Genomic DNA, 22,446 nt, shown 5'->3' on the forward strand with positions numbered 1-22,446 from the left:
ACAAAAAAGTTAGCACGTAAAGTATTTAGAGCGTTAGTTAGTTAATAAAAACAGCTTACTTCATTCTTTTTTAGCATAAAACCGGTGGTTTATCTGCAAAATTACCATCAGTTTTTTGTAAAATAATGCATTCTTCGTAAAAGATGCCTAAAAAATTATAGTTAGGTCACTCTTTTTCTGCAAGATAGGGGTCTTCATAACCCAATTCAGCCAAAATTTCGGTTTCTAAGCCTTCCATTTCTTCAGCTTCATCATCTTCAATATGGTCATAACCTAACAGATGCAAGCAGCCGTGAACCACCATATGCGCCCAATGTTCTTCGGCACTTTTTTGTTGTTCAATAGCTTCTTGTTCAACTACTTGGCGACAAATAATTAAATCGCCGAGCAGAGGAAGCTCAATTTCAGGTGGTGCTTCAAAAGGAAAAGATAACACATTAGTGGGTTTATCTTTTCCACGATAAGTGAGGTTGAGATGATGACTTTCCGCTTCATCGACAACACGGATAGTGACTTCGCTTTGAGCTTGGAATTTTGGTAACACAGCGGCTAACCAGCGCTCGAATAGTGCTTCAGAAGGTAAACCTTCAGGGTTTTCACACGCAATTTGTAAATCGAGAATGATGTCACTCATTTATTGGTTTTCCTGCTTTTCCAGCTCTTTTTGCTGTTCTTTTTCTTCACGTAACTGTTGACGGCGCTTGTTATCTTGTTCTTCCCACGCTTCGTAGGCCATAACAACTTTGGCAACGACAGGGTGGCGAACTACGTCTTCACTGTGGAAGAAATTAAAGCTTAAATCATCCACGCCAGAGAGCACTTCAATGGCATGGCGTAGACCTGATTTACTGCCGCGCGGTAAGTCGACTTGAGTGATATCACCAGTCACAACCGCTTTGGAGTTAAACCCAATCCGCGTCAAAAACATTTTCATCTGCTCGATGGTGGTGTTTTGACTTTCATCTAAAATAATAAATGCATCATTTAAAGTACGACCACGCATGTATGCCAGCGGGGCAACTTCAATCACGTTGCGCTCAATCAGTTTTTCAACCTTTTCAAAGCCTAACATCTCAAATAGCGCATCATAAAGCGGACGTAAATATGGGTCGACTTTCTGGCTTAAATCCCCAGGTAAGAAGCCCAGTTTTTCACCAGCTTCAACGGCAGGGCGCGTAAGCAAAATGCGGCGAACTTCTTGGCGTTCTAAGGCATCGACCGCAGCAGCTACCGCTAAATAGGTTTTCCCCGTTCCTGCAGGGCCAATACCGAAGGTAATATCATGGTCCAAAATATTGGCAATATATTGCGCTTGGTTTGGTGTGCGAGGCTTTATCACGCCACGTTTGGTTTTGATATTCACCGCTTTGCCGTAGTCTGGAACGCTTTCGGCGGATTGCTCTAAAATGCGGCTATCCAAAATGGCCAAGTGAATATTTTCAGGGTCGATATCAGGAATAACACCGCGCACAGGCGCGGTATCGACATACAGTTGACGCAAAATTTTGCTCGCCGCTTGTACATTAAGTGGCTTACCCGATAACTTAAAGCGGTTATCACGGCGGTTAATTTCGATAGCAAGGCGGCGTTCTAGCTGCTTGATATTATCGTCAAATGGCCCGCAGAGGCTCATTAAACGTTGATTATCTGCGGGTTCTAGAAAGATTTCTTGTGTTGCGATTTGCAAATTTTTTGTCTCGGTCACTGAATATCCTATGGTTGTGGCTTAGGGCTGGAAACTGCCAACACCTAGCTCATCTTCTTTACGGGTGCGTGCAATAACAGATTCTGGTGATTCGTGAACGCGAAGGCCCATTTGATCTTCTGTACGAATAACTTTACCGCGTAATGAGTTGGTATAGACGTCTACAATCTCAACATCCACAAACTTACCAATCATATCTGGCGTGCCTTCAAAGTTCACAACACGGTTATTTTCAGTACGACCAGAAAGCTCCATAACATTTTTACGGGATGTTCCTTCGACTAAGATACGTTGAACGGTACCCACCATTTGGCGGCTGAAGCTCAATGCTTGCTGATTAATGCGCTGCTGTAATAAGTATAGACGTTGTTTTTTCTCTTCTTCAGTGACATCGTCAGGGAGATCTGCTGCTGGCGTGCCAGGACGCGCGGAATAGACAAAGCTGTAGCTCATGTCAAAATTCACGTCAGCAATCAGTTTCATCGTTCTTTCGAAGTCATCAGTCGTTTCACCTGGGAAACCAACAATAAAGTCAGAGCTGATAAGAATACCAGGACGCGCTTCGCGCAGTTTGCGAATAATGGCTTTGTATTCCAGTGCAGTATGAGCACGTTTCATCATGGTGAGAACGCGGTCAGAACCACTTTGCACAGGTAGATGTAAGAAACTGACTAATTCAGGCGTATCACGGTAAACTTCGATGATATCGTCAGTAAATTCAATTGGGTGGCTAGTGGTAAAGCGAACACGGTCGATACCGTCAATAGCCGCGACTAAACGCAGTAATTCTGCGAATGAGCAAATTTCGCCATCAAAGGTTTCACCGCGGTAAGCGTTAACGTTCTGACCTAATAAGTTGACTTCACGTACGCCTTGCGCAGCTAATTGTGCGATTTCGAATAAAATATCGTCACAAGGGCGGCTAACTTCTTCACCACGGGTATAAGGTACTACGCAGAAAGTACAATATTTATTACAGCCTTCCATAATAGAAACGAATGCCGTTGGGCCTTCAGCGCGTGGCTCAGGCAAACGGTCAAACTTCTCAATTTCAGGGAAGCTGATGTCAATAACTGGGCTGCGTGTCCCTTGCACTTGGTTTATCATCTCTGGAAGACGGTGCAATGTTTGTGGGCCAAAGACAATATCAACACTCGGCGCACGTTGGCGGATAAAATCCCCTTCTTGGGATGCAACACAGCCACCGACACCAATAATGATGTCAGGGTTTTTATCTTTAAAAAACTTCCAACGACCAAGCTGATGGAAGACTTTTTCTTGGGCTTTTTCCCGAATTGAGCAGGTATTGAGCAGGAGTAAATCTGCTTCTTCAGCAACTTCAGTTAGTTGATAACCGTGGGTACTTTCTAATAAAGAGACCATTTTGGATGAGTCATACTCATTCATTTGGCAGCCCCACGTTTTAATGTATAACTTTTTATTCGTCGACATGTCGTATATCCGGTGTTTTCGAAGCGGCTAGTGTAATGGACCCCGAAACGCGTTGTAAATCCAAAGTCCTACCCTCTTTTGGGAACTCGTTTGCATTTTGATTAAGAACATCATTGTATGATGGGATAAATGCAAAGATAGCAAGAAATAATATCACTTCACGAAATTTAAGGGCAGGCAATTTGCCTATTGTTTTAAAAATTAGGACGTATTGTATTCATTTGGGGCTTCAGTGACTAGAGTTCAAGTGGAGATATTGTCTGCGAGGGTAATAAATTTTCGGTACAATACGGCAATCAATTCATAAATAGTGGCCAATGTGATGAATAAACAAATCGAATCTTATGATGTTGTCGTGGTAGGTGCGGGAATGACAGGCGCAGCGGCGGCATTGGGCTTTGCCCAAGAAGGGATGAAGGTGGCTTTGCTTGAGAAGGCACAACCTGCACCATTTGAGCCACACAGTACCCCAGATGTTCGCATTTCGGCAATTAGCCGCGCTTCAGTCGAATTATTAAAGCAACTCGGTGCATGGCAGCATGTAGAAGTCATGCGCAGTGTGCCTTATCGCCAATTAGAAACATGGGAAGAACCCGATAGCAATGTGGTGTTTGATGCCCAAAGCCTTGGTTTGCCAGAGCTAGGTTTTATGGTTGAAAACCGAGTCTTGCAGCTTGCTTTATGGCAAGAGTGCCAACAATACAGTAATTTAGAACTTGTTTGCCCCGCAAAGCTGGTGAATTTATACCAACCCAAAAACCAAAAAGCGTGGCGATTAGAACTCGATGATAACCGTCTGTTAGAAGCAAAATTAGTTGTGGGCGCAGATGGCGCAAATTCCCAAGTGCGTAAAATGGCAGGGATTGGCAGCCGCGGTTGGCAATATCGCCAAGCTTGTATGTTGATTACCATTCAAACAGAACAACCTCAACAAGACAAAACGTGGCAGCAATTTTTCCCATCAGGCCCGAGGGCATTTTTACCGTTATACAATAATTGGGCCTCATTGGTCTGGTATGACAGCCCAGCAAAGATTAGACGTTTGCAAAGTATGTCCATGGAACAACTCACTGGTGCGATTTCGGAAGCGTTCCCTGAGCGTTTGGGCAAGGTGACCGCAATTGCATCAGGGGCATTCCCCTTAACACGTCACCATGCTAACCGTTATGTTATTGATGGTTTAGCATTGATTGGCGATGCAGCGCACACAATCAACCCTTTAGCTGGGCAAGGGGTTAATTTAGGCTATCGTGATGTAGAGAGTTTGCTGAATGTGGTGAGTTACGCACGTGAATATTTGCAACCTTGGTATTCTGTTGATGTCTTAAAGCGCTATCAGCGTCGCCGTTTGCCTGATAATTTGGTCATGCAAGCAGGAATGGATGTGTTCTATATGGCGTTTAGCGAGAATCTTCCAGGTTTAAAAATGTTGAGAAACCTAGGGTTGATGGTGGCTCAAAGAGCTGGGGAAGCGAAAAAACTTGCCCTGAAATATGCATTAGGGCTGTAAATGATAAGTGCTTTCATGTTCAGTGAAATATTTCACTCTAAACACCCTAATACTTTAGGGTGAGATAATGTTTGAATGATAAACAAGGTTATTTTGTTTTTTGGATATCAAAAAAGGCTTTTGATTTTAATAAGTATTCTTCCCCTTTGGAAATAACAAAAGTCTCTTGAGATGTAATTACGGTGCTCTTATAACCCGCAGAGGAGTTTATTTTGATGGTTTGATTTTTTTTATTTGCATCGGAAATGTATATTTCAGGAGACCAATGACCGTCTTTTAAGTATATGGCAATATTATCAGATAAGGCTAAGGCTTCATTGAGCATGTTTTGAGTGATAATTTCTGTATTCTCAAATGATACTTCGTGATATTCAATATTAGTTTTGAGATCGATTATTTTTTTGCGAAGTGAATTAATATTATCCCAAGTCTCAGGGCTGTAGTTTTTCTCGAGCCCATAATATTCTTGTGGTCTATAGGTCGCATCACCACTTGGTATATCATTATGATATTTTTTATTCATTAATGAATTTGCTTCTGCTAATAAACGAGGTTTGTCCTCATCATCATTGTTTTCCAGTTTTTTTGCGAGAACAGATAGTGTGGGTAAATGGATTGCATGGCCATATTCAGGTAGTTGAGTATTATGATAGAAGTTCCATGCTTCAAAGATAAGTTTATCATCACTGACTTTTAATAAATAACCTGTTCCTGATGTGGTGACGCCGTTTTCACCTTTAGTAAGGCTTGGGATCTCAATGAGTGTTCCAAAAGGTCGCTGAATGAACTCAATTGTCCCAAAGCCATTGTGAATGTGTCCGCTCAGTAAAATAATTTGGGGATAATCTAAAAAAATCTGTTTTAATTCTTCATCTTGGTTTCCAAAGCCACCAAATAAGCCTGCTCGCCAATGTGTTGAGTTAAAGGCTTGATGAGTGAGTACAAAGATAGGTTTATCCGCTACTGCGCCCTCAGGTAATTTTTCTTTTAACCATGCGAGCGAATTAGCGTTCAGCTCCATTTCATCCTTTAGGCCAACATCAGTGTTTAAGCATAAAAAGTGATAGCCTCCGATCCATGCATCTATGCACATCGTACCTTCGTAGCGTGATACGCGGCAATTATCAAGATAGTCGTGATATATATCAATAAGGTCTGGATCCAATGAACCGTCAGAAGCTGCTCCAGTTCTAACATCATGGTTTCCAAGCATGAGTAATAGATTTTGATGGTATTTCGTTGGGAAATTATTCTGGAAGGTTTGCAATGCCTCTTTTCTATTGGCGTGATAGTCACCAATATCTCCCGCCATGAGCAGGGCAGTCGCCCCACAGTCTGCAATATTAATAATTGATTGTGCTAAGACTGTTTTATCTTCGGCCGAGTTTTGATGGATGTCACTAATAATACCTATAATCACAGAATATATCCTTTATATAATTTATACGTATTACTAATTAACTGTTTATTTAAAATAACTCAATTTCACCTTTTATTAGTTTTAAATAATATAAATTTAAATTGTGATTTATCAGGCTTGAATCTTGTGTATCGTTTTAAAAAAGTTGTAGAAAGTGAGAGATAAAAAACCTCTCATGATTGAGAGGTTTTTTGGGATAGCTATCAAGTTTTATCAGAAGAAATGCTCGATCCTATTTAGGATTTCCAAGATCAACCGCGATTTTTTCTTTGGTATTAATGCTGTCATCTTCAGTAATCACTGAATCTAACGTTTCATTTTTTGCTGAGAATGCATGAGCCAGTTTCTCGGTATCTAGCTCTTTTTCCCAACGTGCAACCACGATACATGCGCAAGCATTACCGACTAAGTTGGTTAATGCCCGGCACTCTGACATAAAGCGGTCAATACCAAGAATTAAGGCCATACCAGCAACTGGAATACTTGGTACAACCATCAGTGTTGCGGCTAAGGTAATGAACCCTGCACCTGTTACCCCCGCTGCACCTTTTGAGCTGATCATGGCAACGAGCAACAAGGAGATTTGTTCCCAAATCGTGAGCTCGATATTGGTAGCTTGTGCGATAAACAAGGCCGCCATGGTCATATAGATGTTGGTACCGTCAAGATTAAATGAGTAACCTGTTGGGATCACTAAACCCACAACGGATTTTTCACACCCTGCATGCTCCATTTTTCTCATTAAGCTTGGCAGTGCTGCTTCAGAAGAAGAGGTACCTAAAACTAACCAAAGTTCGTCTTTGATGTATTTAATCAACTCAATGATTGAGAAACCGTTATATTTTGCAACAGCCCCTAATACCAGTAATACAAAGAGTAAAGAGGTGATGTAGAACGTCATTATCAGCATCATTAAGTTGCCAATAGATGAGATCCCATATTTCCCAATGGTAAATGCCATTGCACCGAATGCCCCGATTGGTGCGAGTTTCATTAGCATCGCAACCATTTTGAACACAGGTTCAGAGAAGTTTTGCAGTAACTTAACAATTGGCTCCCCGTGCTTGCCTGTTGCTGCTAATGCTAATCCGAAAATAACGGCAATAAACAGAACCTGAAGAATGTTACCGTTTACCAGCGGACTAATCACGGTATCAGGAATGATGTTCATCAAGAAGCCAACAATTGATGACTCGTGTGCTTTGGCAACGTAACCTGCTACTTTTGTGCTATCGAGGGTTGCTGGGTCAATATTTAAGCCATCACCTGGGCGAATGACGTTCGCAACGATGAGACCAATAATGAGTGCGACAGTAGAGAAGGTAATGAAGTAGAGCATTGATTTACCCGCAACGCTACCCACAGCCTTCATGTTTGACATGCCTGAGATACCTGTTACCACTGTTAAGAAGATAACTGGCGCGATGATCATTTTAACGATTTTGATGAATGCATCACCAAGCGGTTTTAGTGACTCTCCAATGTCTGGGAAAAAGTGGCCTAGCGCAATACCTAAGGCGATGGCTACGATGACCTGAACATATAAGATTTTATATATTGGTTGCTTTATCATGTTTCGCATAAATTTTCTCTGTAAAAATGTTGCGTTTTGGCAATTTATAATTATTAGGTTTAAAACTTTTATTTGAGTTTTTGAGAACTAATTAATGGAACGGAAGATGGGAGTGAGTTTTCCAGTGACTTATTTGTCACCAATCATACCTAACTACAATTCGAGCGCAGGTTACCACTTTCAACAGTTAAATAGAAATGATTAAAGTCACAGATTTAATAGAAAAGTTATGCAAAAGTAAATTTTTTGGGCGAAATGTTGCTTGGTTAACATTTAAAACGATTAAGTTACTGGTTAATTAGTATCCACGAGATTTAATAAAATAAAAAACATGAAAAAAGAGTACGATTCTACTGAAAAAGTGCATAAACATGCAAATTTTGATGCAATAAATTGGTTTTCAGTAAGAAAAATGGATTTATTATCTAATCTTCTAAACTTGATTTAATTTATTAATAAAAATGATAATGAAAATAAGCGAATTGAAAAGAGACTGTATTAGAAAGATAAGGAAGAAAAAAGAGGAATGGCTGGGGTACCAGGATTCGAACCTGGGGATGCCAGGATCAAAACCTGGTGCCTTACCGCTTGGCGATACCCCAACAACAAAAGAAATGGTAGCTACGACGGGATTCGAACCTGTGACCCCAACATTATGAGTGTTGTGCTCTAACCAACTGAGCTACATAGCCATTTTTTATTTCTTTAAGATGATTTTTTGCAACAAGAGGGGATAGTAGATGGCTGGGGTACCAGGATTCGAACCTGGGAATGCCAGGATCAAAACCTGGTGCCTTACCGCTTGGCGATACCCCATCCGGGAAATTCTACTATTGAATGTTTTAAGATGGCTGGGGTACCAGGATTCGAACCTGGGAATGCCAGGATCAAAACCTGGTGCCTTACCGCTTGGCGATACCCCAATCTTAAATTCAATACTACCGAGAAGGAAAATGGTGCGGGAGACAAGACTTGAACTTGCACACCTTGCGGCGCCAGAACCTAAATCTGGTGCGTCTACCAATTTCGCCACTCCCGCAAATAAATGGTGGCTATGACGGGATTCGAACCTGTGACCCCAACATTATGAGTGTTGTGCTCTAACCAGCTGAGCTACATAGCCATCTTTTTTTGCTTAACCTTCATCGGCGTTGCGGGGCGCATTATGCTAATTACAGACCCTACAGTCAACAGCTTTTTGCACTATTTTTCAGAAAATGCGTCTGTTTGTTTGTTGAATAATCATTTTGTCGATAAAGCCAGCAAAAAACAACCCTTAATTTGAAAAAAATCCGTTTTTGACTACTCGTCTGTTCAAAAAATAGTAGGGAGAAATAAAGGTATTTTTCGACGTTTGATTGTCAATGAAACCGAGATTATTTGATAAAATACAAATAGATTTTAAATTGAACAATAGCAGGGTGAAGGGATAGGTATTTTTTGATAGTGGGTCTCTCAAAGCAAAGAAGCAGGTTAAAACCTGCTTCTATTCGTTCATTGAGTAGAGTGAAATTAATTATCAAACAGCTTTTGCAGTAATTCACCATTAAGCATTGCGCGTTTGGTTAAGGCAAATGCACCAATTGCTGAATTATGAACTAATTGGGAGGTGACAATCGGTAAGTTCTCACGAAAGCCTTTGAGTGCTTGAGTATCAATACAGCTTTGAATCGCAGGCAGTAAAATTTGCTCGGCCTCAGTAATATCCCCTGCAATCACCACTTTTTCTGGGTTGAACAAGTTAATGGTAATCGCAACGGCTTTACCAATTTGCCGGCCAACGTGCTGAATAACTTCGGTGGCCAGTGGGTCGTTTTTATTTGCGGCTTGGCAAATAGAGGAAATCGTGCATGTTTCTGCAGTAAGGGTGCTGGAGTAGCCTTGCTCTAAACGTTGTTTAACGCGCGCTTCAATCGCTTGGTTGGAGGCAATGGTTTCTAAGCAGCCAAAATTACCACAGTGGCACAACTCACCAAGAGGGTCGACTTGGATGTGGCCAATTTCCCCTAAATTACCGCGATGGTTGAGCAATATTTCTTTATTGATCACAATACCAGCCCCAGCACCTCTGTGAATACGCACTAGTAAAGAGTCTTCGCAATCCCGAGTAGCGCCAAAAAAGCTCTCAGCAAGCGCAAGGCTGCGAATATCGTGCCCAACATAACAGGTGATATTAAAATGGGCTTGTAGGTTATCAATTAGGTGCCAGTTATCCACTTTGATGTGGGGCATATAGAAAATAATGCCACGATTTGGATTGACTAAACCAGGTAGGATAATTGAAATGGCAATCAACTCTTTGATACGACGATGATTTTGTTCGATAAAATCTTCGAGGGAGGCAATCAGTTTTTGCTCGACCGCTTCTTGGGTAGGCTCAGAGATAGGGTAGTGCCCATCCACAATCATTTTTCCGCCTAAGTCGTACAATGCAATAGTGGCATCATAGCGGCCTAAACGGACACCAATGGTGTGGAAGTTTTTGTGTTCAGAAACAATAGAGATAGCACGACGGCCCCCTGTGGAGGCCTGCTGGTCAACTTCTTTAATTAAACCGCGTTCGAGTAGCTGGCGAGTGATCTTAGTGACACTGGCTGGGGCAAGCTGGCTTTGTTCCGCTATCTGAATTCTTGATATCGGACCCTGTTGGTCTATCAAGCTATAGACGACAGCACTATTGAGTTGTTTGACGAGGTCAATATTACCAATTTGCTTTAGCGAGTGGCTTTGATTCATTAGCTAGTTACTCATTTTGTAGACTTCCTTTCCGTTTACGTAAGTCGCGAGAATAGTGAAGTCGTGGTTAAATGCGGTCAAATTCGCAATTTTACCCGGAGCAATTGACCCTAAAGTTTCATCAACTCCGATGGCTCTTGCTGGATAGAGCGTTGCCATTCTAAGTGTTTCATCCAATGCGATACCGACATGTTCTACGCTGTTTCTGACTGCTTCAATCATCGTCAGTGACGAACCGCTGAGTGTGCCATTTTCATCAACACATAATCCATCACGATAGTATATGGTTTTACCTGCGAAGATAAAATGATCCATTTCACCAGTTTGAGGATCAATTCCTGCTGGTGCTGTTGCATCCGTCACTAAAATTAATTTATCACCTTTCAGATGCTTACTGTTCCGAATGTTAGCCCATTGAACATGTAAGCCGTCGGCAATAATGCCTGCATACACTTCTGGCGTATCATAAATGGCGCCAACTAAACCTGGGCCGCGGCCTGAAATGTATGGCATCGCATTGAAAAGGTGAGTTGAGAAACGGATACCAGCTTTAAAGCCAAGTTTCGCTTCTTCGTATGTGGCATTTGAATGCCCCGCAGAAATCACAATGCCAGCCTCTTTTAATTGGCGAATATAATCGAGGTCGACCATTTCAGGCGCTAAGGTGACTTTTGTGATGGCATCGGCGTGGGAGGCCAAATAATCAATCATTTGAGCTGAAGGCTGGCGAATAAATTCAGGGTTATGGGTCCCTTTTTTGATCACATTAATATAAGGACCTTCTAAATGTAGGCCAAGGGCTTGGTTTTTGTGATCTTTTAAATATTCAGTCATGACGTTAATGCCATGTTTCATTAGATCATCAGAGCAAGTGATCAGCGTTGGTAGGTAGCTAGTACAACCTGTGCGTTCATTGGCTTTTTGCATGATATCTAAATTTTTCAATGTGACATTTTCTTTGTTGTCATTGAATTGAACGCCACCGCAGCCGTTAACTTGCAGATCAATAAAACCAGCAGAGAGAATTGCGCCTTGCAAATCGTGTTGTGGGATATTTGCAGGTATTTCAGAGACAGGGCAAACCTCTTTGATGATTTCACCATCAACGATGACAGCATGGTTATCCAGTCTTTCATGACCTGTATAAATAATGCAATGAGTTAGTGCATACATGGTTTTAAACTCCTGACCTCTGGAAAAATGGGTCACCGACTAGCCGTCGCCAGTCGGGTGATTGATAAATATAATCTTAGTTAAACGTCTCAATAATTTCAGATTCTAGCTGTTTGAAGTATTTGAGTGTTTTGACTTTTAACTCGAGTGTTGCAGGCTCATCACAGACAATCAGCGCTTTTGGGTGCATTTGTACACAGCTCACTGTCCACATATGGTTGATGGAACCTTCCACGGCAGCGTGAACTGCATTTGCTTTATTCGCACCTGTTGCCAGAACCATTAGCTCTTCTGCATCCATTAATGTGGCAACACCCACCGTTAACGCAAATTTTGGCACTTGGTTGATATCGTTATCAAAGAAGCGTGAGTTTGCTTGGCGTGTTTCAGGGGTTAACGTTTTGATTCGGGTACGAGAATTCAGTGATGAACCTGGTTCATTGAATGCAATATGGCCATCATTTCCTACGCCACCCATGAACAAATTGATTTTGCCATAAGATTTAATTTTATCTTCATAACGTTGACATTCCTCATCAACATTTGGGGCATTCCCATTGAGCAGATTGATGTTTTCAGCTTGGATATCAATATGGTTGAAGAAATTATCATGCATAAACGTATGGTAGCTTTGTGGATGATTAGCAGGAATGCCAATATATTCATCCATATTAAATGTCACCACATGTTTAAAGCTCACTTTACCTGCTTGATACAAAGCAATCAGCGCTTTATAGGTTGCGAGTGGTGTGCCACCTGTTGGTAAGCCGAGAACGAAAGGGCGTTCAGCGGTTGGGTTGAATGCGTTGATTTTATCAGCGATATACTGTGCAGACCAAGTGCCGACATCATGCGCATTGTTTAATGGGATTAGCCTCATGTTTCAATTACCTCTAATAAGTCTGTGAAATCTTTCATATATATGTGTATCCCTGATGTTATGCATTAGATATAGGAATACTCGTTATACTACAAATTTATTACGCGTTGGTGTTGGTATACAGTGCCGTTTTAACGGCTGCACCTGCATTTTAAACGCGCTGAGAATATACAGGTTAATGACGTAAATAAGTTATTTTTAATCATAAAATAAGTTTTCAATAATAGCTACTAATTTAGTCAGAACATGAACGATTTCGTTGACATTTATCACAAATCGCACCTATTTATTTTGCATCGCGAAACAATTAATCTAAAGTATGAAACTGATATAATTAATCATCAAATATTATCGGTTGCTGATCATTGATCGATTGAACAATAAGATCCTGTTAATGGGGCAAAATAAGGTTATAAGGGGGAGTTTGTGAATATTCTTAGCTACTTACAGCGGATTGGTAGGGCACTGATGGTGCCAGTTGCTGTACTACCAGCCGCAGCAATCCTAATGGGGATTGGCTATTGGATTGACCCAGATGGTTGGGGCGCTAATAGTGCAATCGCGGCGTTACTGATTAAATCTGGTGCGGCAATTATTGATAATATGTCCGTGCTATTTGCAATTGGTGTTGCATATGGGATGTCGAAAGATAAGGATGGTGCTGCGGCACTGACTGGTTTTGTCGGCTTCTTAGTGGTGACAACACTGTGTTCTCCTGCATCTTATTCTATGATTATGAATGTTCCTCTGGAAACTGTCCCAGCGGCATTCGGTAAAATTAATAACCAGTTCGTGGGTATTTTAGTTGGGGTACTGTCAGCTGAATTATACAATCGCTACAGTGGTGTTGAGTTACCAAAAGCGTTGTCATTCTTTAGTGGTCGTCGCCTTGTGCCGATTTTAACCTCATTCCTAATGATCATCTTAGCCTTCGTTCTGATGTACGTCTGGCCAGTGGTGTATAACGGTTTAGTGTCTTTCGGGGAAAGCATTAAAGATTTAGGTTCTGTCGGTGCGGGTATTTACGCATTCTTTAACCGTCTGTTAATTCCTGTTGGCTTACACCATGCACTGAACTCGGTGTTCTGGTTTGATGTTGCGGGTATTAACGATATTCCAAACTTCCTCGGTGGGGCTAAATCTATCGAAGCAGGTCTGGCAACGGTAGGTATCACAGGTCGTTACCAAGCTGGTTTCTTCCCAATTATGATGTTTGGTCTACCAGGTGCAGCACTCGCTATTTACCACTGCGCACGCCCTGAAAATAAAGCCAAAGTAGCTGGTATCATGATTGCGGGTGCATTTGCGGCATTCTTCACGGGGATCACTGAGCCGCTTGAATTCTCATTTATGTTCGTGGCACCAATCCTGTACGTTATTCACGCACTGTTGACTGGTATTTCTGTGTATATCGCAGCAACAATGGAGTGGATTTCGGGCTTCGGCTTCAGTGCAGGTTTAGTGGATATGCTGTTGCAATCGCGTAACCCATTAGCAGTTCAATGGTACATGTTGATTGTTCAAGGCTTAGTCTTCTTCTGTATTTACTACGTGATTTTCCGCTTCATGATCCGCAAATTTAACCTGTTAACTCCAGGCCGTGAAGAAAGCGCGGGTGATGAAACTATTGATGGTTACGATGAAAGCCTCAGCCCTGCCAATACCACGGATAGCGATATCCAAAAAGAAGCACGTCAGTACGTCTCTGCGGTAGGCGGTAGCGATAATATCGTGAATATCGATGCGTGTATCACACGTTTACGTTTAACGGTAAAAGACACTGCAATTGTTAACGATGCGATGACAAAACGTCTTGGTGCTTCAGGTGTTATTCGCTTGAACAAACAAAACGTACAAGTGATTGTAGGAACGCGCGCTGAGTTGGTTGCTAAAGCAATGACGGAAGTGATTGCGAAAGGGCCGATTGCCGGTACTGCGCCTGTTGCAGCCGCGGAAGAGAAAAAAGCAGCAGAGCCAGCGAAAGCGAAAGGCAATGCGATTTTATCCCTCGTTGCGCCAGTCAGTGGGCAAGTATATTCCCTCGATGATGTACCAGATGAAGCGTTCTCTAGCCGCATTGTGGGCGATGGTATTGCCATCAAACCAACCAGCAGTGAAGTTTTAGCCCCTGCATCAGGTACAGTGGTCAAGATTTTTGAAACTAACCATGCATTCTGCCTTGAAACTGAAAATGGCGTAGAGCTCATCGTTCATATGGGTATCGATACCGTTGCGCTGAAAGGTGAAGGTTGTGCGCGTTTAGTGGAAGAAGGAGCCGAAGTCACTGCGGGTACACCAATCCTGAAATTAGATTTACCGTTCCTTGAAGCGAATGCTAAATCAATGATTAGCCCTGTTATCATCAGCAATATCGATGATTTTGCTGGCGTCGAGATTTTAGTTGAAGGCGACGTGAAAGCAGGCGAAACGGTTATTTATAATGTTCTGAAATAATGTATTAAGTCTGATTTAAGTTTGTGATGATGCCAGCCGATAAAAAGGCTGGCATTTTTTATGGACGTTATCGGATAAAAACTTGTGGGATACGGTCAGATTTAATGAAATAACCAATCCACAGCGCGGCACTGAATGTGCTCATGAGTATTTGCTGGTAATCTGTATTGGTTAATTTAGCACCATAAATTATGGCGATAAAAACGGTAAAATACAGCGTTACGATGAGCGCAAAAATGTAGTAGGAAATCATAATCCATTTAGTCGCTTTTTTCTTATTAAAGAAAAACCAACAAGCGACGAGTGTGATAATTATATAGACAAGCTGTAGCACAATGGCGCCAAGGTAAAATGCAGGAACACCCTTCGTATTTTCAGCATAATAGGTGACAACTTGGACTAATTGGTATGCCCCAAAGATAGACAAAAATGCGGTAATAATTAGCCCTAAAGCTGGCAGATAAAGTACGCCATTAATTTTATGGACTTCCAATTGTTCGCATTCATGACACCAACCAGACTCTTTATTCGCTTCGCGCTCATTGCAGTTAATACATTTCATTGACTTACCCAGCTGTGAATTTTTAGATTTAACTATTATCGGGATATTTTTTGAATAAATGAATTCTTAGAGGCACATTTATTTCACTTAGTTGGTTTAGTCATGTAGGAAATAAGTTATCAATGTTAACAATGTTGGCGAAATCTCAAAGCAGGTTGTCGAATCTGAACAAGCAAGGCGGCTTACTCATCGATAAGATATTTTCTCAATGACTGATGAGGAATTTTCTGTGGAACTGCTTCTTTGCTTATTTGGGTTTATTTCAGGGATCACAACTGCATTATTTGGTTTTGGTGGTGGGTTTATCACGGTTCCACTGTTGTATGCATTAATTACCTTAGTCTGGGGGCCGCAAAGCGATGCAAGCGCAGTGGCAATGCAAGTTGCGGTGGCAACCTCCACTTGTGTGATGATTTTTTCATCAACGCTATCGAGCCGTGCCCATTATTTAAAAGGCAACCTAAGCTGGCCAATTATCAAGCCGTTTATTATTCCGATTTCAATTGGCGGAATAATTGGGGCAATTGTGGCGTTATCGGTAGATAGTGCGTTGATCCGCTGGATATTTATTGGTTATTTGATAATCACGATTTTGGATTGTTTTATTCGCCCTGGTTTTATGCAAACAGGATCGGAAGGTATCAAAGCTTCTCGAGGGGGCATTTTTGCTGATACCCCGATTGGCGTGGTGATTGGTGCTGTGGCGGCATTTTTAGGGGTGGGCGGTAGTGTGATGACCGTTCCATTAATGCGACGCCGCGGTGCGAGTATGATCCAAGCGGCGGCTTTTGCTAACCCGTTGACGCTACCGATGGCAATCACAGGGACATTAACTTACTTTTATTTTGCAATTGATAAGCACGTTGACCTCGGCGCGGGTTTTCTTGGCATGATTTACCTCAAAGGCGCGCTAATTTTGATTGCTGCTTCTTGGTTGGGGATCCGTTTTGCTTCATTATTAATGCCTTACCTCAGCGATAAGCGCCATGCACAAAGCTACCCATTATTGCTGTTAGTGGTATTAACCGTGATGTTATTGACCTAAAAAAGGCGAGCAAGCAGAGCTCAATGTGCCTATTTTTTGTTGTGTTCGCCTCTTTGCTATAGCTTTTATCGGTTAAGCTCAATCAAACGGTTGTTTCCTGACGGATTATGGTAGAATATATCTGGTTACTAACCGCTTTTAGCGCGCTTTTGGCATTGAGGAATGATGACAATGAATGAGGCAGATGCTCGCCCAACAAATTTTATCCGTCAGATCATAGATGAAGATCTGGCGAGCGGAAAACACACGTCGGTCCATACGCGTTTTCCACCAGAACCGAATGGCTATTTACACATCGGCCATGCGAAATCAATCTGCTTGAACTTTGGCATTGCAAAGGACTATCAGGGACAGTGCAACTTACGTTTTGACGACACCAACCCTGTTAAAGAAGACGTCGAATACGTTAACTCAATCCAAGAAGACGTCAAATGGTTAGGTTTCGAGTGGACGGGCAATGTTCGTTACTCTTCTGACTATTTTGATACTTTATATCAATACGCCATTGAGCTGATTAAAAAAGGCTTAGCTTACGTTGATGAGCTAAGTGCGGACGAAATTCGTGAATACCGCGGCACATTAAAGGAGCCTGGTAAAAATAGCCCATACCGTGAACGCTTAATCGAAGACAACCTCGCATTATTTGAAAAAATGCGTGCTGGCGGCTTTGAAGAAGGTAAAGCGTGTTTACGTGCGAAAATCGATATGGCATCGCCATTTATGGTCATGCGTGATCCCGTTTTATATCGTATTAAGTTTGCAGAACACCACCAGTCTGGCAATAAGTGGTGCATTTACCCAATGTATGACTTCACGCATTGTATTTCTGATGCGCTAGAAGGGATCACACACTCTTTATGTACATTAGAATTCCAAGACAACCGTCGTTTATATGACTGGGTACTGGATAACATTACGATTGATTGCCATCCACGTCAGTACGAGTTTTCTCGTCTGAATTTGGAATATACGGTGATGTCTAAGCGTAAGCTGAACCAATTAGTGACAGAAAAGCACGTGAACGGCTGGGACGATCCACGCATGTTAACCATTTCAGGTTTACGTCGTCGTGGCTATACCGCTGCATCAATCCGTGAGTTTTGCCAACGCATTGGTGTGACTAAACAAGATAATAACGTCGAAATGGCGTCACTAGAGTCATGTATTCGTGATGATCTGAACGTGTCGGCTCCACGTGCCATGGCGGTGATTGACCCTGTGCGTGTGGTGATTGAAAACATGCCAGCAGGCGAAGAAATTTTAACGGCGCCAAATCATCCAAATAACCCTGAAATGGGTACGCGTAAAGTGCCTTTTAGCAATGAAATTTATATTGACCGTGCGGATTTCCGTGAAGAAGCCAATCGTCAATTTAAACGTTTAGTGTTAGGCAAAGAAGTGCGCTTACGTAATGCATATATCATCAAAGCAGAACGTGTGGAAAAAGATGCTGATGGCAACATCACAACCATTTTCTGTACGTATGATGCAGGCACATTAAATAAAGACCCAGCCGATGGACGTAAAGTGAAAGGTGTTATTCACTGGGTAAGCGTACAACATGCATTGCCAGCGGAAATTCGTCTGTATGACCGTCTGTTTACTGTGCCAAACCCTGGTGCGGAAGAGGATTTCTTATCGGTTATCAACCCAGAGTCGCTGGTTATTCGCCAAGGCTTTGTTGAACCAAGCTTAAAAGATGCTGCCCCTGAAAAGGCGTACCAATTTGAGCGTGAAGGGTATTTCTGTGCGGATAATAAGTTAAGCAGCGCAGATCATTTAGTGTTTAACCGGACTGTTGGGTTGCGTGATACTTGGGCGAAAATCGAAAATTCTTAATTTGATGTCCCCGTCATACTTTGCACCACAGGGGTGTTGGCTTCATTAAGTTACCCGAGTCACATACTTATGTATGCTCACGGGATAACTTAATTTGCCGCCTACCTGTGGTACAAATTATTTAAGGGCCAGACCGAGTATTAGAACAAAAAAAACGCTGGCAAATAAATGCCAGTGTTTTTTATAGTAATCTACAAAGCCCCTGCAGAATCTATTCGGGCTTGCTATCTACTTTTTCTTTTAATAAATCATGTAAATATTGATTGGCGGGGAATACGTTACCTTGAGCGTCTTTAACTTGGTATGCTTCGCCTGTGATGGACGATTTTGAGGCCACATTGTCAATAAACTGTTCAGTGGTGTTTAGGCGTTTTTCTGTTTTGCGTAATTTTAAACGTAAATGGGATTCTGCATCGGCCGCGTTATGTTCTGTGCCGTTACGAGTAAATGTCAGGTTTTGTTGCTTACCAAGTTCCGTGAGTAAAGATTCAGTACGCGTTTTTTCTTCTGGGCTCAACGCGAGGGCTTGAGTAGTCACAAAAATCCCTAAAAAAAGGACTAAGGCAGATGAAAAGCGGTTTGATAATTGGGTCGTTAATGTTTGCACGAATTTCTCTCCATAGAAAATAATGGGGAAATTATAGCCAGCCAAGGGGTTTAAACTAGCGGAAAGATTCCGAGAATTGGGTGTAAAATGACTTATGGCATAAACCGATAGCCAATACCTGTTTCCGTTAATAAATGAATAGGGCGAGTCGGGTCATTTTCCAGTTTTTGCCGTAAATGCCCCATATAAATCCGCAAATAATGGTTATGCTCAATATAACTAGGCCCCCACACTTGCAATAACAAATGTCGTTGAGTCAAGACTTTACCGCTATTGGCAACTAACTCGCTAAGTAAACGAAACTCGATAGGCGTTAGGTGTAATTCTTCGTTTTGCTTAGTGACAATGCGATTAATAAAATCGACAGTGACATCCCCAAATTGAAATTGTGAGCTTTCTTGACCCACTTTACCAAAGCGGCGTAGTGCTACACGGACTCGAGCTAGTAACTCGCTGATACCAAAAGGTTTTGTTAAATAATCATCCGCACCTGCATCAAGAGCCGCAACTTTTTGTGATTCTTCTTCACGGGCAGACAAAACAATAATGGGAATGCTGCTCCATTTTCGTAAATCACGAATTAAATCAAGGCCATCACCGTCAGGCAGCCCGAGGTCTAAAATCAGTAAATCTGGTTGCCTTGTACCTGCTTCAATCAAACCCCGTTGGCAATTCTCAGCTTCGAAAACTTTCCAGCCTTCACCCTCCAATGCAAGTCGGACAAAGCGGCGAATTTCTTTTTCATCTTCAATAATCAGAATTTGATGGCTGCTCACAATAAGTTAATGTCTCCTAAACTTCAGCTTCAATATCAGGGAGTTGCTTTAAAGGTAAAACAAAGTGGAAGCTGGCTCCACCTTTATTATTGTTTTGTGCCCAAATTTCTCCTTCGTGTAATTGAATAATAGCACGACAGATAGCAAGCCCAAGGCCAACGCCAGGAATTGCGGATTCTTTTTGAGCGCGGGAGAATTTATCAAAAATTGTTTTTTCTTGCCCATCGGGAATTGCGTTACTGGCATCCCAGACTTCAATATGAATTTTCTGCCTTTCGACTCGGCCATTGATACCAATTGGGGTATCTTCATGGCTATATTTGACAGCATTTTCCAATAAATTAATTAATACCCGTTCAATTAACATAGCATCGCAATATAACAGTAAATCAGCAGGAATATTAATTTCCAATGGGTGGCTGTGTAGCGTGTAATCTAATGTTCTAACGGCGCTACTGGTTATTTCTTGCAAAGATTCCCATTCAAGGTTGGGTTGAATACTGCCTGATTGCAAACGTGCCATGTCGAGTAAATTATTCACTAAACGCGAGGTGCTAAGCACTTGTTGACGCATTTGGTTTACTTGCGCGGTATGGGGCGAATTTTCCGCGGATAAATCTAACATCAATATTTCTGTTTGCCCAAATAGCACGGTTAGCGGTGTTTTTAAATCGTGGGAAAGCGCTGCCAGCAACGAATTACGCAATTGTTCACGTTCAATATCTAATTTAGCGGACTCTGCTTGTTTTGTCAGCTGTAAGCGCGAAAGGGCGCTGGCGATCAGCCCAGTAAAGGTTTGCAGCATGCGTTGTTGTTCTGGGATCATCAACTGGCGTAAATTACGGGGTTCGATAGCTAATACTGCGAGGGTTTGGTCTGCTGTCGTGATCGGTTGTAATTGATAAGGCACACTCGGCAGAGTATCTGTCCCTGCCCCTGCGGGTTGGCGCTTATCAAAACTCCATTTTGCGATGGCTTTGTCAATCTGCATGGGGGTATGCCCATCACATAGCAGTGGTAATAAATCACCATTTTCATCGGGTACTAATAGGCAGCTTTTGGCTTGAAACGCGTTATTAAGGAAGTGATAGCCTGTTTTACCAATATCTTCTGTATTGAGTGCTTGCCCTAGTTCTTTTGTCATTTCATATAAATGACGAGTTCGCTGTTCTCGATAGCGGGCAATTCTCGCTTGATAGCGCATACCAGCAGTTAGGTTTCCCACCACAACCCCAACAATCAGCATCACCGTAAAGGTTACTAAGTACTGCATGTCCATGATGGCGAGTGAAAAGTGTGGTTGAACAAAAAACAGGTCGAAACTAATAACATTCACGAGTGCGGCAAAAATAGAAGGACGGCGTCCGTAAAACAGAGCTATCAACACAACACCTAAGAGGTACAGCGTCACAAGGTTTGCTTTGTCTAACGCGAGTAAAAATGTTCTCGAAAATAAAGTGATAGCAGCGCACATCACAATAGCCATCATGTAGCCATTTAAATCAGAGCGCCATTTTTCAGAAAACGGCTTTCTTTCAGGTTCTTTATCCCAATCACTTTTTTCTTCAAGGGCGACAATCACTAAATCGAGATCGGGCCCTAATTTCCCTAAGCGGTCGGCAAAACCAGGGCGGAAATTGAGTTTGGGCCATTTACGGTGTTTATCGCGGCGCCCAATCAATATCTTGCCTAAATTATGTTCCCGTGCATAACGGAGTATGGCTTTTTCTTCTGAAGAGTCGGATAGGGTAGCAGTTTCTGCCCCTAAATCTTGGGCAAGGCGCAGCGCTTTGAGTACGGCGCGGCGTTGAGATTCAGGGAGCTGGTGGAGGGTGGGAGTCTCGACATAAACCGCATGCCACACGCTGCCAAACTTTGCAGCAAGTCGTGCCGCGGCACGTACCAGTTTTTCGTTACCCATATTGTGGCCAATGCACAATAAAAGCCCGTCACGGGTGTGCCAGACGGGGGCTTCCCCTTTGCCATCACGAAACTCTCTCATTTGGTCGTCGACACGATCGGCGGTGCGGCGTAAAGCCAGCTCACGTAGCGCGATTAAATTTCCTTTACGGAAAAAATGCTCAATAGCGCGTTCGGCTTGCCCTGGAATATACACTTTGCCTTCTTTCAGGCGTTGGCGTAGATCGTCAGGGGGCAAGTCGACTAACACCACTTCATTAGCGGCATCAAAAATATGGTCAGGAACCGTTTCGCGAACACGAATACCCGTAATGCTCCCCACAATATCATTCAAACTTTCAATGTGTTGAACGTTAATGGTGGTAAGCACATCGATGCCTGCATCTAATAACTCTTCAACATCTTGCCAGCGTTTTGGGTGGCGGCTGCCTGTTGGGTTACTAAATGCCAACTCATCCATGAGTATAATGGCAGGGTGTCTCGCAATTGCTGCATCAATATCAAACGCATTTAAGCGACGACCGCGGTGCTGCAATTTTCTGTGTGGTAACACAGAAAGCCCATCCAATAAGGCTGCAGTTTCTTCCCGTTCATGGGTTTCTACTACGCCGATAAGGACGTCTAACCCTTGTGAACGCAAGCGTTGAGCCTCTTGTAGCATGGCGTAGGTTTTTCCGACGCCAGCACAGGCGCCGAAAAAAATTTTTAATTTACCTCGGCCATCTTCATTGGCTTTTACCAATAAGTCATCAGGGTTTGGGCGAGCAGGTTCCTGATTTTTCATAACTCACCTT

The 22,446-nt window shown here is 42.4% G+C and carries 16 protein-coding genes and 6 tRNA genes; 4 read left to right on the plus strand and 18 right to left on the minus strand.

Annotated features, from left to right (window positions below; translation table 11 throughout):
- Positions 1-166 precede the first annotated feature (166 nt).
- The 3 genes from ybeY to miaB form a co-directional block, all read right to left on the minus strand.
- The gene (gene ybeY, locus PR808_RS18290; RefSeq protein ID WP_206085279.1) at positions 167-634 is read right to left on the minus strand and encodes an rRNA maturation RNase YbeY; all 468 of its coding nucleotides are present in this window, start codon (positions 632-634) and stop codon (positions 167-169) included.
- Positions 635-1,633, minus strand: coding sequence for a PhoH family protein (locus tag PR808_RS18295; protein ID WP_371007839.1), 999 nt, complete (start codon positions 1,631-1,633; stop codon positions 635-637).
- A 93-nt stretch (positions 1,634-1,726) separates the two neighbouring features.
- The gene (gene miaB, locus PR808_RS18300; RefSeq protein ID WP_206085280.1) at positions 1,727-3,157 is read right to left on the minus strand and encodes a tRNA (N6-isopentenyl adenosine(37)-C2)-methylthiotransferase MiaB; all 1,431 of its coding nucleotides are present in this window, start codon (positions 3,155-3,157) and stop codon (positions 1,727-1,729) included.
- Between the two features lie 322 nt (positions 3,158-3,479).
- On the opposite strand from miaB, the gene ubiF reads away from it, so the two are divergent.
- Positions 3,480-4,667: a 3-demethoxyubiquinol 3-hydroxylase gene (gene ubiF / locus PR808_RS18305; RefSeq protein WP_272539847.1), complete on the plus strand. Its 1,188-nt coding sequence runs from the start codon at positions 3,480-3,482 to the stop codon at positions 4,665-4,667.
- Between the two features lie 88 nt (positions 4,668-4,755).
- Here ubiF and PR808_RS18310 read toward each other — a convergent pair whose 3' ends face one another.
- The 11 genes from PR808_RS18310 to nagB form a co-directional block, all read right to left on the minus strand.
- Positions 4,756-6,087: a metallophosphoesterase family protein gene (locus tag PR808_RS18310; protein ID WP_272539848.1), complete on the minus strand. Its 1,332-nt coding sequence runs from the start codon at positions 6,085-6,087 to the stop codon at positions 4,756-4,758.
- Positions 6,088-6,319: 232 nt separating this feature from the next.
- A complete protein-coding gene (locus tag PR808_RS18315; protein WP_272516367.1) occupies positions 6,320-7,669 on the minus strand; it encodes a dicarboxylate/amino acid:cation symporter in 1,350 nt (449 codons plus the stop codon).
- A gap of 518 nt (positions 7,670-8,187) precedes the next feature.
- Positions 8,188-8,262: transfer RNA gene (locus PR808_RS18320), tRNA-Gln, on the minus strand.
- Positions 8,263-8,275: 13 nt separating this feature from the next.
- A tRNA-Met gene (locus PR808_RS18325) sits at positions 8,276-8,352 on the minus strand.
- Positions 8,353-8,401: 49 nt separating this feature from the next.
- Positions 8,402-8,476 (minus strand) — tRNA-Gln (locus PR808_RS18330).
- A 32-nt stretch (positions 8,477-8,508) separates the two neighbouring features.
- Positions 8,509-8,583: transfer RNA gene (locus PR808_RS18335), tRNA-Gln, on the minus strand.
- 31 nt (positions 8,584-8,614) lie between these two features.
- Positions 8,615-8,699, minus strand: a tRNA-Leu gene (locus PR808_RS18340).
- Between the two features lie 7 nt (positions 8,700-8,706).
- A tRNA-Met gene (locus tag PR808_RS18345) sits at positions 8,707-8,783 on the minus strand.
- A gap of 389 nt (positions 8,784-9,172) precedes the next feature.
- On the minus strand, positions 9,173-10,396 hold the full coding sequence (gene nagC, locus PR808_RS18350; RefSeq protein ID WP_206085283.1) for a DNA-binding transcriptional regulator NagC: 1,224 nt from the start codon (positions 10,394-10,396) through the stop codon (positions 9,173-9,175).
- A gap of 3 nt (positions 10,397-10,399) precedes the next feature.
- Positions 10,400-11,569 carry an N-acetylglucosamine-6-phosphate deacetylase gene (nagA, locus tag PR808_RS18355; protein WP_206085284.1) on the minus strand — a complete coding sequence of 390 codons (1,170 nt, stop codon included), beginning with the start codon at positions 11,567-11,569 and terminating at the stop codon, positions 10,400-10,402.
- A gap of 76 nt (positions 11,570-11,645) precedes the next feature.
- The gene (gene nagB / locus PR808_RS18360) at positions 11,646-12,449 is read right to left on the minus strand and encodes a glucosamine-6-phosphate deaminase (RefSeq protein ID WP_272539849.1); all 804 of its coding nucleotides are present in this window, start codon (positions 12,447-12,449) and stop codon (positions 11,646-11,648) included.
- Between the two features lie 426 nt (positions 12,450-12,875).
- Here nagB and nagE point away from each other — a divergent pair, with 426 nt between their 5' ends.
- Positions 12,876-14,903 (plus strand): N-acetylglucosamine-specific PTS transporter subunit IIBC, encoded by a 2,028-nt coding sequence (gene nagE / locus PR808_RS18365; protein ID WP_206085286.1) that lies wholly within the window; start codon positions 12,876-12,878, stop codon positions 14,901-14,903.
- A gap of 67 nt (positions 14,904-14,970) precedes the next feature.
- Here the strand turns inward: nagE and PR808_RS18370 are convergent, their stop codons facing one another.
- Positions 14,971-15,465 (minus strand): DUF2569 domain-containing protein, encoded by a 495-nt coding sequence (locus tag PR808_RS18370; protein WP_206085287.1) that lies wholly within the window; start codon positions 15,463-15,465, stop codon positions 14,971-14,973.
- Between the two features lie 229 nt (positions 15,466-15,694).
- Here PR808_RS18370 and PR808_RS18375 point away from each other — a divergent pair, with 229 nt between their 5' ends.
- A complete protein-coding gene (locus tag PR808_RS18375) occupies positions 15,695-16,510 on the plus strand; it encodes a sulfite exporter TauE/SafE family protein (RefSeq protein ID WP_272539850.1) in 816 nt (271 codons plus the stop codon).
- A gap of 171 nt (positions 16,511-16,681) precedes the next feature.
- The gene (gene glnS, locus PR808_RS18380; RefSeq protein ID WP_272539851.1) at positions 16,682-18,349 is read left to right on the plus strand and encodes a glutamine--tRNA ligase; all 1,668 of its coding nucleotides are present in this window, start codon (positions 16,682-16,684) and stop codon (positions 18,347-18,349) included.
- A 211-nt stretch (positions 18,350-18,560) separates the two neighbouring features.
- Here glnS and PR808_RS18385 read toward each other — a convergent pair whose 3' ends face one another.
- The 3 genes from PR808_RS18385 to kdpD all read right to left on the minus strand — a co-directional run bounded on the left by PR808_RS18385 (position 18,561) and on the right by kdpD (position 22,436).
- Positions 18,561-18,956: a DUF5329 family protein gene (locus PR808_RS18385; RefSeq protein WP_206085290.1), complete on the minus strand. Its 396-nt coding sequence runs from the start codon at positions 18,954-18,956 to the stop codon at positions 18,561-18,563.
- A gap of 92 nt (positions 18,957-19,048) precedes the next feature.
- Positions 19,049-19,732, minus strand: a complete 684-nt coding sequence (gene kdpE / locus PR808_RS18390; protein ID WP_206085291.1) for a two-component system response regulator KdpE — start codon at positions 19,730-19,732, stop codon at positions 19,049-19,051.
- A gap of 16 nt (positions 19,733-19,748) precedes the next feature.
- A complete protein-coding gene (kdpD, locus tag PR808_RS18395; protein ID WP_272539852.1) occupies positions 19,749-22,436 on the minus strand; it encodes a two-component system sensor histidine kinase KdpD in 2,688 nt (895 codons plus the stop codon).
- Positions 22,437-22,446: the final 10 nt, after the last annotated feature.

The organism is Providencia sp. PROV197, assembly GCF_028479625.1.
GTDB classification, from domain to species: domain Bacteria; phylum Pseudomonadota; class Gammaproteobacteria; order Enterobacterales; family Enterobacteriaceae; genus Providencia; species Providencia vermicola.

Coding starts and splice junctions, on each gene's coding strand:
- ybeY (WP_206085279.1), bottom strand. CDS start 634: ATGAGTGACATCATTCTCGATTTACAAATTGCGTGTGAAAACCCTGAA.
- PR808_RS18295 (WP_371007839.1), bottom strand. CDS start 1,633: ATGAGCCTCTGCGGGCCATTTGACGATAATATCAAGCAGCTAGAACGC.
- miaB (WP_206085280.1), bottom strand. CDS start 3,157: ATGTCGACGAATAAAAAGTTATACATTAAAACGTGGGGCTGCCAAATG.
- ubiF (WP_272539847.1), top strand. CDS start 3,480: ATGAATAAACAAATCGAATCTTATGATGTTGTCGTGGTAGGTGCGGGA.
- PR808_RS18315 (WP_272516367.1), bottom strand. CDS start 7,669: ATGCGAAACATGATAAAGCAACCAATATATAAAATCTTATATGTTCAG.
- nagC (WP_206085283.1), bottom strand. CDS start 10,396: ATGAATCAAAGCCACTCGCTAAAGCAAATTGGTAATATTGACCTCGTC.
- nagA (WP_206085284.1), bottom strand. CDS start 11,569: ATGTATGCACTAACTCATTGCATTATTTATACAGGTCATGAAAGACTG.
- nagB (WP_272539849.1), bottom strand. CDS start 12,449: ATGAGGCTAATCCCATTAAACAATGCGCATGATGTCGGCACTTGGTCT.
- PR808_RS18370 (WP_206085287.1), bottom strand. CDS start 15,465: ATGAAATGTATTAACTGCAATGAGCGCGAAGCGAATAAAGAGTCTGGT.
- glnS (WP_272539851.1), top strand. CDS start 16,682: ATGAATGAGGCAGATGCTCGCCCAACAAATTTTATCCGTCAGATCATA.
- kdpD (WP_272539852.1), bottom strand. CDS start 22,436: ATGAAAAATCAGGAACCTGCTCGCCCAAACCCTGATGACTTATTGGTA.